The following is a 14,472-nucleotide window of genomic DNA, read 5'->3' as shown; positions in this document are numbered from 1 at the left end:
CCCCCTCTGTCCTGCCGGACATCTCCCCCTCTAGGGGGGAGATTAGCAGACCGCGCGCCCGCGCTCCCCTTACAGCGTCGGCGATTGGCGAAAGCCGGCGTGACAGCCAATCTCCTCCCTTGAGGGGGAGATGTCCGGCAGGACAGAGGGGGGTGCTGTCCCGCCAGCATTTCAGATTTTCCTAAGGCGCAGCGATGCGGAAGAACGAAAATTACCCTCAATCGTCAACCGCCGGCGTCAGTTCCAACTCCGCCGGCGTGAGTCCTTGCCTGAGCTGGCTCAGCCGGAACTCGTCGACCCAGTAGGCCTCGCCGTCGACGAGCACGCGGGCGCTGTAGGAGCCGCCGGAAAAGCGCTGCGCGGTGACATAGACTTTGTGGCGCTCGAGCGCGGTCTTCACCGCGGCGCGGCGGGACTTTTCTCTGGCGACGGGACTGGCCATGGCCTCACTCGAACACGCTGCCGCTAAAGATGCGGCTGCCCGTAAGCATGGCGGAGAGCGGAATGTGAGTCAATTTGCCAGGCCCGCTTTGCCCCTTCACCGCGCCCGTAGCCGCCGCCAGCGCTGCATGAATTCCTGCGCGACCTTGAACAGACGCGGGTTGTCGCGCACGAAGGCGACGCCCCGGCCGCGGTATTTGATGGCCTCGCTCGCCGCCACGCCTTTCAGCGTGATGCCGTAGCAAAGTTCGGACAGCACCGACTTCACCGCGCCCATATGTTCCTTGTAGCTCTGGTTGCCGACCGACAGGTCGAAATAGTCGAAGCCCTGCCCTCGGCCCCATTTGATCAGCTCGCCCATGATGCAAAGTCCCGGCGAGACATTGGGCACGGCGCCTTGGTCGATCGCAACCAGCAGCGCGTGTAGGGTGCCCAGATGGACCGCCAGATATTGGACCGCGACTATCATATCGCCGGCGCGCAGCCCGAAGATCCGCACCGAACCGTCCGTCAGGCCGCGATGCGCGGCCTTGCGGTAGAAATCGATGACAGGCGGCTGCGCCAGCAGATCGAAGCGGCCGAGCTCGCGAAAGCGGCTGAGCCGCATGTCGACCAGCTTGCCGAAGATGGAGTCGACAAGGGCCGGCGTGTCGGCTTCCACCAGCGTCAGGCCGCCATTGCGTTCGAGCCGGCGCAGATCCTTGTTGAGCGCCTTGACGAAGGACGGGCGGCAGATGCGCTTGACGACGGTTTCGGCGTCGCCATCCATGGCGATGCCGTAATGCGAGTGGATGGAGTCGCGCGCCGGCGACAGCAGCGCCAAGGGATTGGCGACGCCGCCGACCTCTTTCGGGATGCCGACGATGTGGATGCGGTCGGCCGGCGGCAGCACGGACAGCACCGCCGCCCATGCGGCCTCGGCGGATTGCCTGGTCCACGGCGTCGCGTCGGCGAGCAAGGGGGCGGAATAGTCGCACACGCCGCAGCTCAGCCATTCGATCACCCAATGGTGGAAGGCGCGGCGCCGCATCAACGGTACAAGCATCCTCGGCTCGCCCGTGCCTGCATCCCTCACTTCGACGATCGCAAGGTCGGCTTTTTGCGGCAGGAGCCCTTCGACGATCCCCTCGGCCCAGGCGAAGTGCTGATGGCCGGTGCACACGCCCGTCGCCTCGACACGCAGCCAGAGCGGCTTGGCCGTTTCGAGGCTGGTGTGCAGCTCAGCCACGTAAGCGGTGCTGGCGGCGGCAGCGTGCGGCGCGGTCTCGCTGTCAACCAAGCCCGTCGTCATTGCGGTCATCGGCATTGCCTGGCTTGCCACATCATTCTCCTATCGTCGCTGCACGGCAAGCGTCGCCGCGCGGCGCCAGGCGCCGACCACCGTGGGGCGCTGCTTGCTCGGATGCTTGAGGTTCCACATGCGGTTGGCCGCGAAATACCACGAGGCCACGAGCACAAAGGTCTCGGACACCGCGGCGCCGGCCAGCGACCATGTCGGCGGCGCGACGGCCAACAGGATGCCGATCGTCGCGAGCCCGACAATCGCGCCGGCCATGGTGATGAAGGCGACGATGCGGAAATCGCCGACGATCTCGAGGACCACGCGCGGCATGACATAGGCCATGATCGGCACGAAGTTGGCGATGGCGAAAATTCCGATCAGGCCGACCGAGGCATGCTGCAGGGCCTGGGACTCGATCATCGGCAAGATGAACAGGATACCGCAGCCATAGGCCAGACTGCCGATACCCATGACGAGCGCCCAGATCTTGGCCTGCGCCCATAGGCGGTCGAACTCCTTGTTGCGCACCAGCTTTGCAAGTTCCGGCTGCGCCATGTTCGAGAAGGCAAGGCTGGAAATGCGTAGCGGCGCAAACAGCACCAGCACTGCCGCCAATGGCGCGTAGGCGGCGGGCCCGGCGATGCCCGCGACCAGCAGCGCCAGAGATTGGCCCTGGATGTTGGTGGTGGTGGCACTGAACCCCGACCAGCAGAGCTGCGGCCATAGCTTTGCATAGCGCTGCCAGGTCGGCGCGCGGAAGGAGATGCGCAGCCTGCGCCGCGCCAGTCTCACCAGCACGGCGATGCCGACGATATTGGCCGCGGCAAGCGCGTAGAAGGTGGCCTGAAGCGCATCCGTCAAAAACCAGATCGCCGCCCCCGCGAGCACTATGCCCGCGATCGTGAACAGGGCGTCGCTGATGGAGACGACAAGTTGCATGCGGCGCGCAAAGAATGCCGTGCGCATATGGCTGCGCAGCGACCAGGCGCAGACGAAGCAGGCGGCGCCGATGCCGTTCGGGTCGCCCAGGACGCGCATCAGCAATCCCGTGCCCAGCCCCATCAGCAGCGCCACCACCAGCGCCGCCGATCCGAAGGTCACGTCATGGGCGTTGACGCCGGCGCTGTTGGTGCTCTTGCTCATCCATATGGTGGCGGGAACGGCGGTGAGGGAGCGGATGTACGACAAGCCGACGCCGCCCATCACCATGGCCAGGGCGAAGAGGCCGTAGCCTTCCGCCGACAGAAGATGCAGCAGCGCGATGTTGAGGGCAAAATGGAAGCCGCTCTGCATCGCCTCTCCGCCGATCATCAGCATGAGGCGCCGCACCAGATGGGCCGGGAAGGTGAACTTCACGGGCTCGTCTCCGCCTCGCGGGCAATGTGCGCCAGCCCCTGTCGCGGCGTTGCCGCCTTCAGCTTGTCGGCCACGATCGCCACGATCGCAGCGGCGGCGATGTGTTCGCTGAACACCGCGTCGTAGCGTGCCCGGCCGGCGGCGGCGAAGCCGCGCCAGAGGTCCGGCCGCAGGATGATCTCTGCGAGCTTGCCGGCAAGGGCGGCGGCATTGCCGGGCGGCACATGCCAGCCGGTCTCGCCGTCCGCCACCACTTCCACCAGCCCGCCGATCGCCGACACCAGAGGCGGTCGGCCCCAACCCATTGCCTCGATGGCGACGCGACCAAGCGATTCCGGGCGGCGCGACGGCACCGCCACGATATCTGCCCAGCGATAGTGGTCGGCAGGGTCGGCAACGAATGGCAGCACCTCGACATGCCTGGTCAGACCCATGCGCCCGACCAGTTCGGCCAATGCCTGCTCGCGCTCTGAGCTTTCGAAGGCGCCGCCCACCAGGCGGACCTCTACACGGTCGCGCAACGCAGCGGGGAGCGAGGCGACCGCTTCGAGCAGTACCTCCTGCCCCTTGATGCGATTGATGCGGCCAAGCAGCAGGACCTTGAGCGGCCGGTTGCCGTCATAAGTCGTCGGCAGGGCGGCCACCGGCCCGGCGACGCCGTTATAGACGACATGCGTGCACCGTCCCTTGGCATCGACGGCCGGCGGGTCGCCGAACGTGGCGCGCGTGGCGCGCGAGTTGAAGATCAGGTCGGCCTTGCTCCAGCGCATCAAGGCGACAAGCACCTTGCGCAGGATGCCCTCGGGAATCTCGTGGATGTGCAGCAGAGCCTTGCGCGGCAAAAGCCGCGCCGCCAGCGCATAGTCGGCGATGATCGAAGTGTTGATATAGGTTAGGTCGCTGCCCCGCATGCGCCGCCAGGCGCGCCAGAGCGCCGCCGGCAGCCGCGCAATCTCGACGGTGGCGAGCCTGAGCATCGCCTGGCGCCTGAGCACCCAGAGCGGTTCGAACACGATACGGCTGGCATGCGGCTTGAGGATATTTACAATCGGCCCATCGCGCGGCAGCACGACCTCGATCTCGGCGGCCGGAAACGCGGCGCGCAGCGCAGCCACGCTCTCCGCGAAGCTGCGGTCCGAACCATAGAGCTCATAACCCTGATGAACGCAGGCAATGCGCATCACTATCTTTCTACCTTGCACCCCGAGTCCGCTCAGCACCGGACCCTTCAAGCGCGGAAGAAACTTCATGCCAAATCCGCACGCCGCTCTACCCGGCGATGGCCACTGCAGGCCCGGGAGCAAGGATTATGCCGGGTTCCTGAGCGCCCTGCTGCGACCCTGAACCCCGGCCGTGCCCCGTATCGGTACAGATACGCCGCGAAAGTTGACCGATAATGAAGCAAGCCATGCTTTCTGAAGAGAAATTTTACACCTTCATGCGAGTATTCGCCCTGGGGGTACCTGGCACGCAAGTTGCTGGGCGTGTCATTGACGTAACAACAACCATGACCGGACCCCGGGGATTCCTTTATTTTGAAACCGGAACGACTTTCCAAGCTGATCGAAAAGCCTTCGATCCTGATCCTAGGGACACGCGGCATTCCGGCTTCTCATGGCGGCTTCGAGACCTTTGCCGAGCGGCTGGCGCTTTTCCTGGCCGGACGCGGCTGGAAGGTCGGCGTCTATTGCCAAAAAGAGGTCGAGCGCGTCGGCCAAAGGGTGACGAGCGAGACCTGGCGCGGCATCGAGCTCATCACCATCGAGGTCGCCTCCAAGGGTCCGCGCGCGACGCTGGAATTCGACTGGCAATGCGTGCTCGACGCCGCCAGGCGGCCGGGCGTGTGCCTGGTGCTCGGCTATAACGGCGCGGTTTTCCTGACCTGGCTCAGGCTCATGCGGCGCAAGATCATCACCAATATGGACGGCATCGAGTGGAGGCGGCCGAAATGGGGCCCGGCGGCGCGCAGCTGGTTCTGGCTCAACGAATGGATCGGCGCCTGGCTCTCGCACCGGCTTGTGGCCGACCACCCGGCGATCGCCGATCATCTGGCGACGAGGCGGCCGCGCAGCGCCATCGCCACCATTGCTTATGGCGCGGACCCGGTGACCTCGGCTCCGGAAGAACCCATTCGCGCGCTTGGGCTCGAGCCCGGCAAATATCTGGTCTCGATCGCGCGGATCGAACCCGACAACAACATCCTGCCGATCATCGAAGCTTTCCGCCGCCGCGACCGCGGCGAGATGAAGCTGGTCGTGCTGGGTACGCTCAACGACGAGATCCCCTATCACCGCGCGGTGCGCGAAGCGGCAGGTTCGGTGGTAATGATGCCGGGCGCGATCTATGACCAGGCGACGGTGAAGGCGCTGCGCTACCATGCGCGCGCCTATATGCACGGCCACACCGTGGGCGGCACCAACCCCTCGCTGGTCGAGGCGCTTGCCGCCGGCAACATGGTGATTGCGCATGACAATCGCTACAATCGCTGGGTCGCCGGCGATGCGGCAATATATTTCAACGACACGGACAGCCTGAGCCAACGGATCGACGAGGCGCTGGCCGACGACGCGCTGGTGGCGCGCTGCAGCAAGGCGGCGCGGGCACGCGCCCGCGAGGCTTTCCGCTGGGAAGACGTTCTCACCGCCTATGAGAAGGAAGCGCTGCGGCAGCTCGGTGTTGCCACCGCCGTACCGGCGAAAGCCGACCGCGCCAAGCACGCATGACCGGCTGGTCGCGCCGCCGGATCCTCGGCGCGGCGCTGGTCGCGGCAACAGCACCACTGGCGACTGCGATTCCGCCACTCTCATCTTCCGCGCGAGCCGCCGGCGCATGGCCTTTCAGGCGCGGCGTCAACACCTGGCCGTGGTTTGCCTTAACGCGGGAATTTCCCGCGCCCCGCACCGACTATGACTGGCGGCCCTTCCAGCCGCAGCGGCCGGTGCCGGCGCCGGCCGACCTTGCCCGGCTGCGCGCCAGCGGGCTCGATTTCATCCGCCTGCCTGTCGATCCGGGCCCGTTCCTGGCCGCCGACGCGGGCCAGCGCGCCGAGCTGATGGCGATGCTGAGTGCGGCGGTCGAGGCGGCGCTCGCAGCCGATCTCGCCGTCATCGTCAACGTGCAGGCCAATGGCGCCACGCATTTTTGGAATCCCGACCGCATGTATTCCAGCACTGCCGCGCCGGAATTCGCGCGCTACCAGGTCTTCGTCGGCGAGGTTGCCGGCATGCTGGCGGACATGGCGCCGGCCAAAATCGCGCTGGAGCCGGTCAACGAGCCGCCGCAGGACTGTGCCTCCGAGGCATGGCCCAAGGTGCAGGCGGCGCTGCTGACCGCAGCGCGCGGCTCGGCGAAAAACCTGCCGCTGCTCGTCACCGGTGGCTGCGGCTCGATGGTGCGGGGCTTGACGGCGCTGGATCCGGCACCGCTGGCGGCCTTCGAGCCGATCCTGTTCACTTTCCACTTTTATGAGCCTTATCTGTTCAGCCACCAAGGCGCGCCATGGATGCGCGAGCCGGTCTACCGCGCGCTGAACAACGTGCCATGGCCGGCCTCCGCCGGAACGCTGGAAGGGACCCTGGCCTCGGTCAGGGCAAGGATGGCGCAGGACACGAAATGGTCCGACGAGGCCAAGAAAGCCGCCTACGAAGAGACGGAAAAGGTGCTCAAAGTCTATTTCGATGCGCAGCCCGACCGCCGCTTCATCGATGGCTATCTCAAGCAGGTGAGCGACTGGGGAGAAGCCCATGACATCGCGCGCGAGCGCATCATCATGGGCGAGTTCGGCGCGTTGCGCACCGATGCCCGCTACACCGCCGCTCCCAATCCCGACCGCGCGCGCTACGTCGCCGATGTCCGGCAGAGCGCTGAGGCCTTCGGCTTTGCCTGGGCATTCTGGAACCTGTTCGACGGCATGGGCATGATGGACGACATCACGCGCGCGCTCGACCCGGCGATTGTCGAAGCGCTGGGACTGAGGATGCCGCACGCTTAAGTTGTTGAATCACCAAACCGCACTGAGCGTTTGGTTTATGCGGGTCGAGCGAAGTCCGCATTCCTTCGGAACGCCGAGCGTGCCTTGGATACGCGCTAGGGGTGCGCCCAAAGCTCGGGCGCTACGCCCGCGTCCTTTGACGCACCGACGCCGGCCGATAAAGCGCCAGCGCGATGACCACGAATTTGGTCATCAGCGTCGTCTTGGAGGCGATGCTTTCGGAGGTGTTGATCAGGATGAGCCAGCCCAGCATCGGCAGCCAGATGCCGGCATGGCAGCGGCGCGCGATCTCGTGCATGAACAACGCGAAGCCGAAGAAGATCAGGAGCGTGAAAAAGGCCCCCTGGTAGAGCGTCAGACGCAGGACCGGGTTTTCGATACCCTGCTCCAGGCCGCTGATGCGGCGCATGCTGTCGAGCAGATCGACATCGGGCCCGACGATCAGGTCGCGCAGTTCAAGATGCCTGAAGAGATCGAACATCTCGACGCGGGCATTGGCGCTGCCGCTGTCGGAGACGAAACGTTCGAGCAGCGCGTCGAAGAAGCCGTAATAACCGGCCAGCGCGATGGCCAGCGGCAGGAGCGCGGCGAGCATGATCAACAGCGCGGCGCCCAAGAGGTTGACGCGCCCGGTCCTGAGCTGCGCCAGGCCCTGGATCAGCAGATAGACGCCGCCGAGCAGGATCGTCAGCACCATGCCCGAGCGGCCGCCGAAGGCGACCAGCGCGCAGAACTGCAGGCCGACAAGCGCCAGCCTGAGCGGCGTCGACAGGGAACGCGAACCCGACAGAAGCGACAGCACATAGATAGAGGTGACCGTTGCATTGGAGAGCGGGTGCCCCTGCAGCGCCGTCGAGCGCAGGTCGTTGACGAACACCGCGCCGTCGAACCTGTAGGGGAACACCAGATGCTTGGTGCCGAACTCGAACAGCGCCAGCAGCGCATTCGCCGTCATGACGGCATGGATGACGAGCTGCAGCCAGGCAAAGGTCTTCTCGTCATCCTCGCTGAGCAGCAGCACTAGCAGCGCCGGGGCGACGAACGTGTCGATCATGCCGGCCATGCCGGGGCGCTGCCTGAGGATGACGACAAAGAGAAGCACCGTTGCGATCACCGCCATCAGCATCGTTGCCGGCCGCTTGTTGGTGACGTGGACCACATAGCCGACCGGATTGCCGAAGGTGCAGGATCGCCAGATGAAGATGAGCACGAAAAGATAGGTAGACGGGTGGATTTTGCTCAGCGCGCTGCCTTGCAGGCCGTCGTAATTATAGCCGGCCAGCCACAGCATGCCCCCGGAGACGGAAAACAGAAGCAGCACCGCCAAGGTGATGCCGATCCGGGTCAGCGCATCGACGGAGACGATGCGCCGGCCGGCCATGCCGTAACCCGAAGCGGGAACAGGCCGGGCAGGACCGGCCGGGATCGAGGCCATGTCAGGCCGCCTCGTCGACCAGCATGGCGCCCGTCGGCAGCCGCCCCATGACCGAGACGGCTTCGGAGGTTGAGGCGACGTCGCGCAGCGGCGTTGCGTTCAGCCTGGCCACGAGCAGGATCTCGTCGGCCATGGCGACCAGCGGCAGAACGTTGAGGTCGTCGGCCAGCGCGCCGCCGTCGACGACGACGAGCTCGAAATTGTGATTGGCCTCGGCCAGCATGCGGTGGGCGAAATAGAGCGCCTGGGCTTCCTGGAACACCGCCGTCGGCCGGCCTCGGCCGACAAGCGCCACCGAACTGCCGGGGGCATAACGGCTGACGGCTTCGAGCGGATATTCGCCACGCAGCACGTCGAGTACGCCGGGCTGCGGGTCTTTCTGGCCCTTGCCGGCATTGATGTCGATGAACAGCACGCGCCGGCCCCTGGCCGCCGCGGCGTTGGCGAGCTGCCATGCAACCCTCGACCGCTGCGCCTTGTCCTCAGGCGGCGACGCCACCAGGATCGAGGGCACCAGCGGCCAATCTGGCGGGCGCCTGGTGGCGGCGGCGATGCGTTGCAGCGCCAGTCCGGCAACGGCGTCGGTCTTTTGGGCGGCCGCGCCGGAGCGGCGGCGTCCCCTGCCCGGCAGCACGCCAAGCACCGGCGCTTCGATGGCCGACTGCATCTGGTTGGAGGAAAGCACGGTCGGCGAAAGATATTCGGCGATCAGCGCCATGCCGATGCCCAGCGCCAGTCCGCCGAAGATAGCGCCGAAGACAAGCAACCCCTTCGGCGGCCAGCTCTTCTTCAGCGCCGGCATGGCCTGCGAGATGATGCGGGCATTGGTGCTGTTGACGTTGGTCTGCTCGCGCGTTTCCTGGGCGCGCTGCAGGTAATTGGCATAGACGGTGCGCACGGCATCGAGATCGCGCTGCAGCTCGCGCAGCTTGACCGACGCCTGGTCGGTGTCGAGGGACTTGCCCTTCAGCGACACCATCTTGGCCTCCAGTTCCTTCTGGTTGGCCAGGGCGCGCTCATAATCTGTCTCGGCGGCGGCGACGAGGCGGCCGAGCTCACGAGAAATCAGCTTGCGCAGGTCGCTCAATTGCTGCTGCGCCGAGATCATCGAAGGATGGCGCGGCCCGAGCGCGGTGCCGAACTGCGACATCTGATCGACGAGCGTCGCCTCCTGCGCCCTGAGGCTGGCGATGACCGGCGAGCGCATCGCCTCGGAGGTCGCGTCCGGCGCGCTGCCCTGCCGGCGCAGTTGATCGACCTGCGCCTTGAGCTGCGCCGTTCGGGTCTGGGCGGCGGTCAGCTGCGTGTTGAGGTCGGTCAGTTCCTGGTCGCTCACCAGGTTGCCGGCGGCCATCACCATGTTGTGCTCGGCCTTGTAGGTCTCGACGGCGTTGGCAGCCTGCTCGACGCGCTTGCGCTGGTCTTCCAGCCGGGCGCTGATCGCATCGGAGGCGTCGGCGGCGGCTTTCGAACGCGCCGCCGCCTGATCGTCGAGATAGGCCTGAGCGATGGCGTTGGCGAGCTTCGCCGCGAGGTCGGCGCTCTTGGCGGTGACGATGATGTTGAGGACCAGCACCTTGTCGTCGCGCTTCACGGCAAGGCGGCGGCGCAACGCGTCGAGCGTCTCAGCCGTCCTGTCGCCGTCGTCGGAGCCGAAGACCGTGCCCAGCCAGCGGTCGAGCACGCCCTGCCCGTTGAATTCCGGGTTGTGGGTCAGATCGGTCGCCGCGATGGCGCGCAGAAGGACGCTGTTCGATTGCGCCACGCTCACCTGGCTTTCGACCTGGGTGATGCCGCCGTCCGGCGAAATGCGGCTCGGATTGACGTCGTTGGTGACGACCTGGAGATCCTGCGGATCGATGATGATCTGTGCCGTCGAGGAGTAGAGCGCCGGCGTCAGCATCGTATAGACAAGCGTCACCGCGGTGAGCAGCGCGACGGTGAGAAGGATCAGGAAACGGCGGCGCAACAGGATGCGGCCGAGATCGCCGAGCTCGACGGTGGCTTGCGCGGGCGCGGGCGCGTAATAGGCGGGCGCCGGCGCAATCGCCTCCGGAGCGTTCTGCTGAGGCACCATGAGCAGGGGTGGTTGCAAAGGTCGCTCCGACAACGCTCCATCGGCCGGCAAAGATGACAATGCGGCGTTGGCCTAGCTATTCCCGGCAACGATTAAAACACTGTTAATTATGTTCTTAAATTGATGCGGCCGCGGCACGAAGTTTGCACCGACAGAGTGCAAGTTAAGTGCAACCAAATCAGGAGACATCGTGCGCATGCGGCGGGACCTTGACCTGGCGGACCGGCTCGCCAGCCCCGGACGTGAGTCGCTCCGGTGTCGGCCATGCGCCTGACCCTGCGCCTCAACGGCGATCGCGTGCGCGCTTTTCATGTGGCGCTAGCTGAACGTCTGTCGCGGCTGCCCGGCGTGGAGCTTGCCGTGGACTCCCGTCCGGCGCCCGGCGGTGTGCCGCGCAGTGCCGAAGCACTGTTCCAGCTTGAGACGCTTATCCACCGGCTGCCCGCCGATGGGACGGCAAAGCGTGTGCCACTTTCGACACTGGCCAGCCATGCGAGACCATCCGGGCCGGCCGATCTCACGATCGATCTCGTCGGCGACGTCGAGCCGCAGGGCCGACGGGTCTGGCGCCTGGCCTATGACGGCGTCTGCGGCGAGGAGGCCCTGCTGGCGCTGATCCTTGCCGGCCGCACGCCGCGCGTCCGTCTGGAACAGAACGGCGCGACAGTTTCCGAAGGACGGCTCGGCACCGAATATCACGGCATAGCGCTGGCTTCCTTCCAGGACATGCTGGCGCGCACGGCCAGCCTGATCGTCGCGGCGGTCAACGGCGCGGCGCGCTCCCCGCTTCCGGTGCTGCCCGAACCGTTGTCGGAGGCGCCGGCGCCGGCCTTGCCGTCGGCCACGAAGATCGGGGTGCGTGCGGCCAAGGCAACAGCGCGCCGGATCGTGCAGCAGATCTATCATCTTTGCTACAACGCCCCGCACTGGCGGGTCGGCTGGCGCAAGACTGGAGGCCGGGACCTCTACGAGCTGCGCGCCCATCCGCAATCGGGCTGGCGCGACTTGCCCGACGACGGCAGCCGCTTCTACGCCGACCCGTTCCCCGTGCTTTACCGCGGCCAGGTGACATTGTTCGTCGAGGACTACATCCACCGCACCGGCAAGGCGATCCTGTCGGCGGTGGCCTTTGGTCCGTCCGGACCAGTCGGCACTCCGAAGCCGGTGCTGGAGCTGCCTTACCACCTCTCCTACCCCTTCGTGTTCGAGCGCGACGGCGAGATCTGGATGGTGCCGGAGAGTTCGGCCAACCGGACCGTCGACCTCTACCGCGCCACCGCTTTCCCGGGCGGTTGGGTCAAGGAAGCGACGCTGCTGTCGGACATCATCGCCAGCGACGCCACGCTCACCGAGCATAGCGGGCGCTGGTGGATGTTCGCCACCGTGCGCGACGGCGGCGGCGCCTTCTCGGACCAGCTGCATCTGTGGTCGGCGCCGGATTTCCGCGGGCCGTGGACACCGCATCCGAAGAACCCGTTGCTGATCGACATCGCCTCGGCGCGACCGGCGGGCCGCATGGTCGGACGCAACGGCCAGCTCCTGCGCCCGGTGCAGGACTGCCGCAGGAGCTATGGCGCCGCGCTCGGCATCGCGCGCGTCACGCAGCTCGACGAGAGCGGCTTCGAGCAGGTCGTCGAAACGATCCTCAACCCCAGTGCCGGCTGGGCCGGCCGCAAGTTGCACACGCTTAACGAGGCGGGCGGACTGGAATTCATCGACGGTTCGGCAATGGCGCCGCGCTGGAAACGCACACAGATACAGGACCCCATGCCTACGGCCGGTGGAGAAAAGACATGAGCATCGCAGAAGATCGCGAAACGCCTGCCGTGACCGCCGTTCGGACCGAGGTCGAAGTGGCGATCGTCGGCGCGGGACTCGCCGGAACCGTGCTGGCTCTGTCGCTCGCCAGAGCGGGCCGCAAGGTCGCATTGGTCGATCCGCATCGCATCCACCATGACGAATTCCGGGCCGAGAAAACCCGCGCGGAGCAGATGGGATTGTTCGAGAAGCTCGGGCTCGGCCCGGTTTTCAGGTCGCTCGTCACGCCGATGACGGATCTCCATATTTTCCGCTTCGGCCAGTTGTTCGAGCGCAAGCAGGCCTGGGAATACGCCTTTTCCTACACGCCGCTGGTCAACGGCCTGCGCGCCGCGCTGCCGCCGGAAGTGCCGCTGACGGTAGGCAAGGTCGCCGAAGTCTCGACGGGACCGGACCGGCAGCGCCTGGTGCTCACCGACGGCTCAGTGATCGAAGCCCGGCTCTTGGTGGTAGCCACCGGTTACAGCGAGGCGGTGCGGCGCGCCATCGGCGCCGAGCGCATCGAGGAATCGAAGGCGCATTCGCTGACGATGGGGTTCGACCTGGCGATCTCGCCACAGGAATTCGGCCTGCAGTCCCTCACCTTCTACGGGAGGCAGATCGCCGACCGCATTGCCTTCCTTACCATCTTCAGGATCGGCGAGCGGATGCGGGCCAACATGTTCGTCTACCGGACCGTCGCCGATCCGTGGGTGCGGGCGTTCCGCGAAAACCCGCAAAAGATGCTGCTGGAACTGATGCCGGAGATAGCCGCGCGATGTGGCAACTTCGCCGTCGCCAGTGAGGTGGAAGTGAGGCAGGTCAGCCTGACGACGACGCGGGGGCACCGCCGCGACGGCGTCGTCTTCATCGGCGATGCGTTCGCCACGACCTGTCCAGCGCAAGGCGACGGCATCCACCGCGTGCTTACCGATGTCGATTGCCTCAGCTCGACGCATATCCCCGCCTGGCTCGAAACGCCCGGCATGGCGGCCGACAAGATCTGCGCCTTCTACGACGATCCGGTCAAGATCGCTGCCGACGAAAGAGCCATGCGGGCCAGCATCTATGCCAGGCGGATCACCACCGAGACCGGGCTGGAATGGCGCCTGCGCCGCCTGCGCAACAACACTGCGCGGCACCTGATGATCTTCGCCCGCCGGTTTCGGGAAGCGGGAAAACCGAGCGACGCCAGGCTTGGCGTAACAGGGGTTGCTTTCGACCGCTCCGACGAGGCAGGTCAGGAATTGCCCGCCGGGCCGCGCTTGGGAACATAATATTGAGCGAGCTTACGAATCCGTAAGTCGCGCTTCATGGCGAAGCTGGCTTAATTTTCACGTGAGCAGTGTCTCCTGCTCGGCGGGACAGCACTCCCGTCGCACGAACGGCCCGCTGCCGCCTCTATCGTTTCGGCAGCGGGCTATCGTCAAACGGCAAGCAATCTTCCGATCGTTTCAGCCGCCCGTGATATCCGCTTGAACGCCCGGCACGCGCGCCGACGGATCGGCGCCTTCCCGCGCACGGTTGGCGCCATCCTGCGCTTCGCCCTATCTTGGGATTGCACAAGGATGGCGACCATGACCCGCATCCGGGCGATGACGAGGAACGACCTTGCCGATGTCTCGCGGCTGCTCGGCCAATCCTGGCGGCGGACCTATGCGCCGATCATGGGCGACGAGACCGTGGCCAGGCTCTCCGATGAAAGGCACGCGCCGGAAAGGCTCGCGGCCGAGCTCGACGACGAGGACAAGATGTCCTTCGTCGCCGAGCGCGCCGACGGCTCGATTGCCGGCTATGCCATGGCGGCAATGGACGCAAAAGGCGATGTGATGCTGCAGCGGCTCCACATCGAGCCGCAGGCGTTCGGCAGCGGTCTTGCGGTCGACCTTCTGCATGCGGTGCTTGCCGCCCATGCTGGTATCCCCAGCATCGCGCTGGAGGTGATAGAAGGCAACGACCGCGCGATCGCCTTCTACCGCAAGCACGGCTTCGAGGTGATCGAACGCCGGGAAGCGGCCCACGGCGTCGGCGGTCACGCCTCGCTGATCATGCGCCGCATGCTGCCGATGGCTTAGAGCTTTGTTTTTGCCGCA

11 protein-coding genes are annotated in these 14,472 nt (G+C 66.0%); 5 read left to right on the top strand and 6 right to left on the bottom strand.

The genetic code is table 11. The annotated features are described in order from the left end of the window. Nucleotides 1-217 precede the first annotated feature (217 nt). The 4 genes from LB553_RS20060 to LB553_RS20045 all read right to left on the bottom strand — a co-directional run bounded on the left by LB553_RS20060 (nt 218) and on the right by LB553_RS20045 (nt 4,329). A complete protein-coding gene (locus LB553_RS20060; protein ID WP_140840603.1) occupies nt 218-442 on the bottom strand; it encodes a hypothetical protein in 225 nt (74 codons plus the stop codon). Nucleotides 443-538: 96 nt separating this feature from the next. After that, on the bottom strand, nt 539-1,762 hold the full coding sequence (locus tag LB553_RS20055) for a GNAT family N-acetyltransferase (RefSeq protein ID WP_412033362.1): 1,224 nt from the start codon (nt 1,760-1,762) through the stop codon (nt 539-541). Nucleotides 1,763-1,771: 9 nt separating this feature from the next. Then, nucleotides 1,772-3,079 carry a hypothetical protein gene (locus LB553_RS20050; RefSeq protein WP_224516049.1) on the bottom strand — a complete coding sequence of 436 codons (1,308 nt, stop codon included), beginning with the start codon at nt 3,077-3,079 and terminating at the stop codon, nt 1,772-1,774. Beyond that, nucleotides 3,076-4,329 carry a glycosyltransferase gene (locus tag LB553_RS20045; protein ID WP_224516048.1) on the bottom strand — a complete coding sequence of 418 codons (1,254 nt, stop codon included), beginning with the start codon at nt 4,327-4,329 and terminating at the stop codon, nt 3,076-3,078. The genes LB553_RS20050 and LB553_RS20045 overlap by 4 nt, the downstream gene beginning before the upstream one ends. 285 nt (nt 4,330-4,614) lie before the next feature. Between LB553_RS20045 and LB553_RS20040 the strand changes: the two genes are divergently transcribed. Together LB553_RS20040 and LB553_RS20035 are read left to right on the top strand one after the other, a co-directional pair. Beyond that, a complete protein-coding gene (locus tag LB553_RS20040; RefSeq protein ID WP_224516047.1) occupies nt 4,615-5,802 on the top strand; it encodes a DUF1972 domain-containing protein in 1,188 nt (395 codons plus the stop codon). Beyond that, nucleotides 5,799-7,070 carry a glycoside hydrolase family 5 protein gene (locus LB553_RS20035; protein ID WP_224516046.1) on the top strand — a complete coding sequence of 424 codons (1,272 nt, stop codon included), beginning with the start codon at nt 5,799-5,801 and terminating at the stop codon, nt 7,068-7,070. The genes LB553_RS20040 and LB553_RS20035 overlap by 4 nt, the downstream gene beginning before the upstream one ends. 121 nt (nt 7,071-7,191) lie before the next feature. On the opposite strand, the gene LB553_RS20030 is transcribed toward LB553_RS20035, so the two are convergent. Both LB553_RS20030 and LB553_RS20025 read right to left on the bottom strand, forming a co-directional pair. After that, nucleotides 7,192-8,505 (bottom strand): VpsF family polysaccharide biosynthesis protein, encoded by a 1,314-nt coding sequence (locus LB553_RS20030; RefSeq protein WP_224516045.1) that lies wholly within the window; start codon nt 8,503-8,505, stop codon nt 7,192-7,194. A gap of 1 nt (nt 8,506) precedes the next feature. Then, entirely contained in the window at nt 8,507-10,600 is a 2,094-nt protein-coding gene (locus tag LB553_RS20025) for a GumC family protein (protein ID WP_224516044.1), read from the bottom strand. 246 nt (nt 10,601-10,846) lie between these two features. Here LB553_RS20025 and LB553_RS20020 point away from each other — a divergent pair, with 246 nt between their 5' ends. The 3 genes from LB553_RS20020 (at nt 10,847) to LB553_RS20010 (ending at nt 14,454) form a co-directional block, all read left to right on the top strand. Beyond that, the gene (locus LB553_RS20020) at nt 10,847-12,379 is read left to right on the top strand and encodes a formyl transferase (RefSeq protein WP_224516043.1); all 1,533 of its coding nucleotides are present in this window, start codon (nt 10,847-10,849) and stop codon (nt 12,377-12,379) included. Continuing rightward, nucleotides 12,376-13,656 (top strand): FAD-dependent oxidoreductase, encoded by a 1,281-nt coding sequence (locus LB553_RS20015; RefSeq protein ID WP_224516042.1) that lies wholly within the window; start codon nt 12,376-12,378, stop codon nt 13,654-13,656. The genes LB553_RS20020 and LB553_RS20015 overlap by 4 nt, the downstream gene beginning before the upstream one ends. A 300-nt stretch (nt 13,657-13,956) precedes the next feature. Next, entirely contained in the window at nt 13,957-14,454 is a 498-nt protein-coding gene (locus LB553_RS20010; RefSeq protein ID WP_224516041.1) for a GNAT family N-acetyltransferase, read from the top strand. Nucleotides 14,455-14,472 lie beyond the last annotated feature (18 nt).

Origin of the sequence: Mesorhizobium sp. CA8 (genome assembly GCF_020164955.1) — a bacterium.
Classification (GTDB): domain Bacteria; phylum Pseudomonadota; class Alphaproteobacteria; order Rhizobiales; family Rhizobiaceae; genus Mesorhizobium.
Note: the sequence above shows the minus strand (reverse complement) of the source record. Positions and strands in the feature narration are given on the sequence as shown.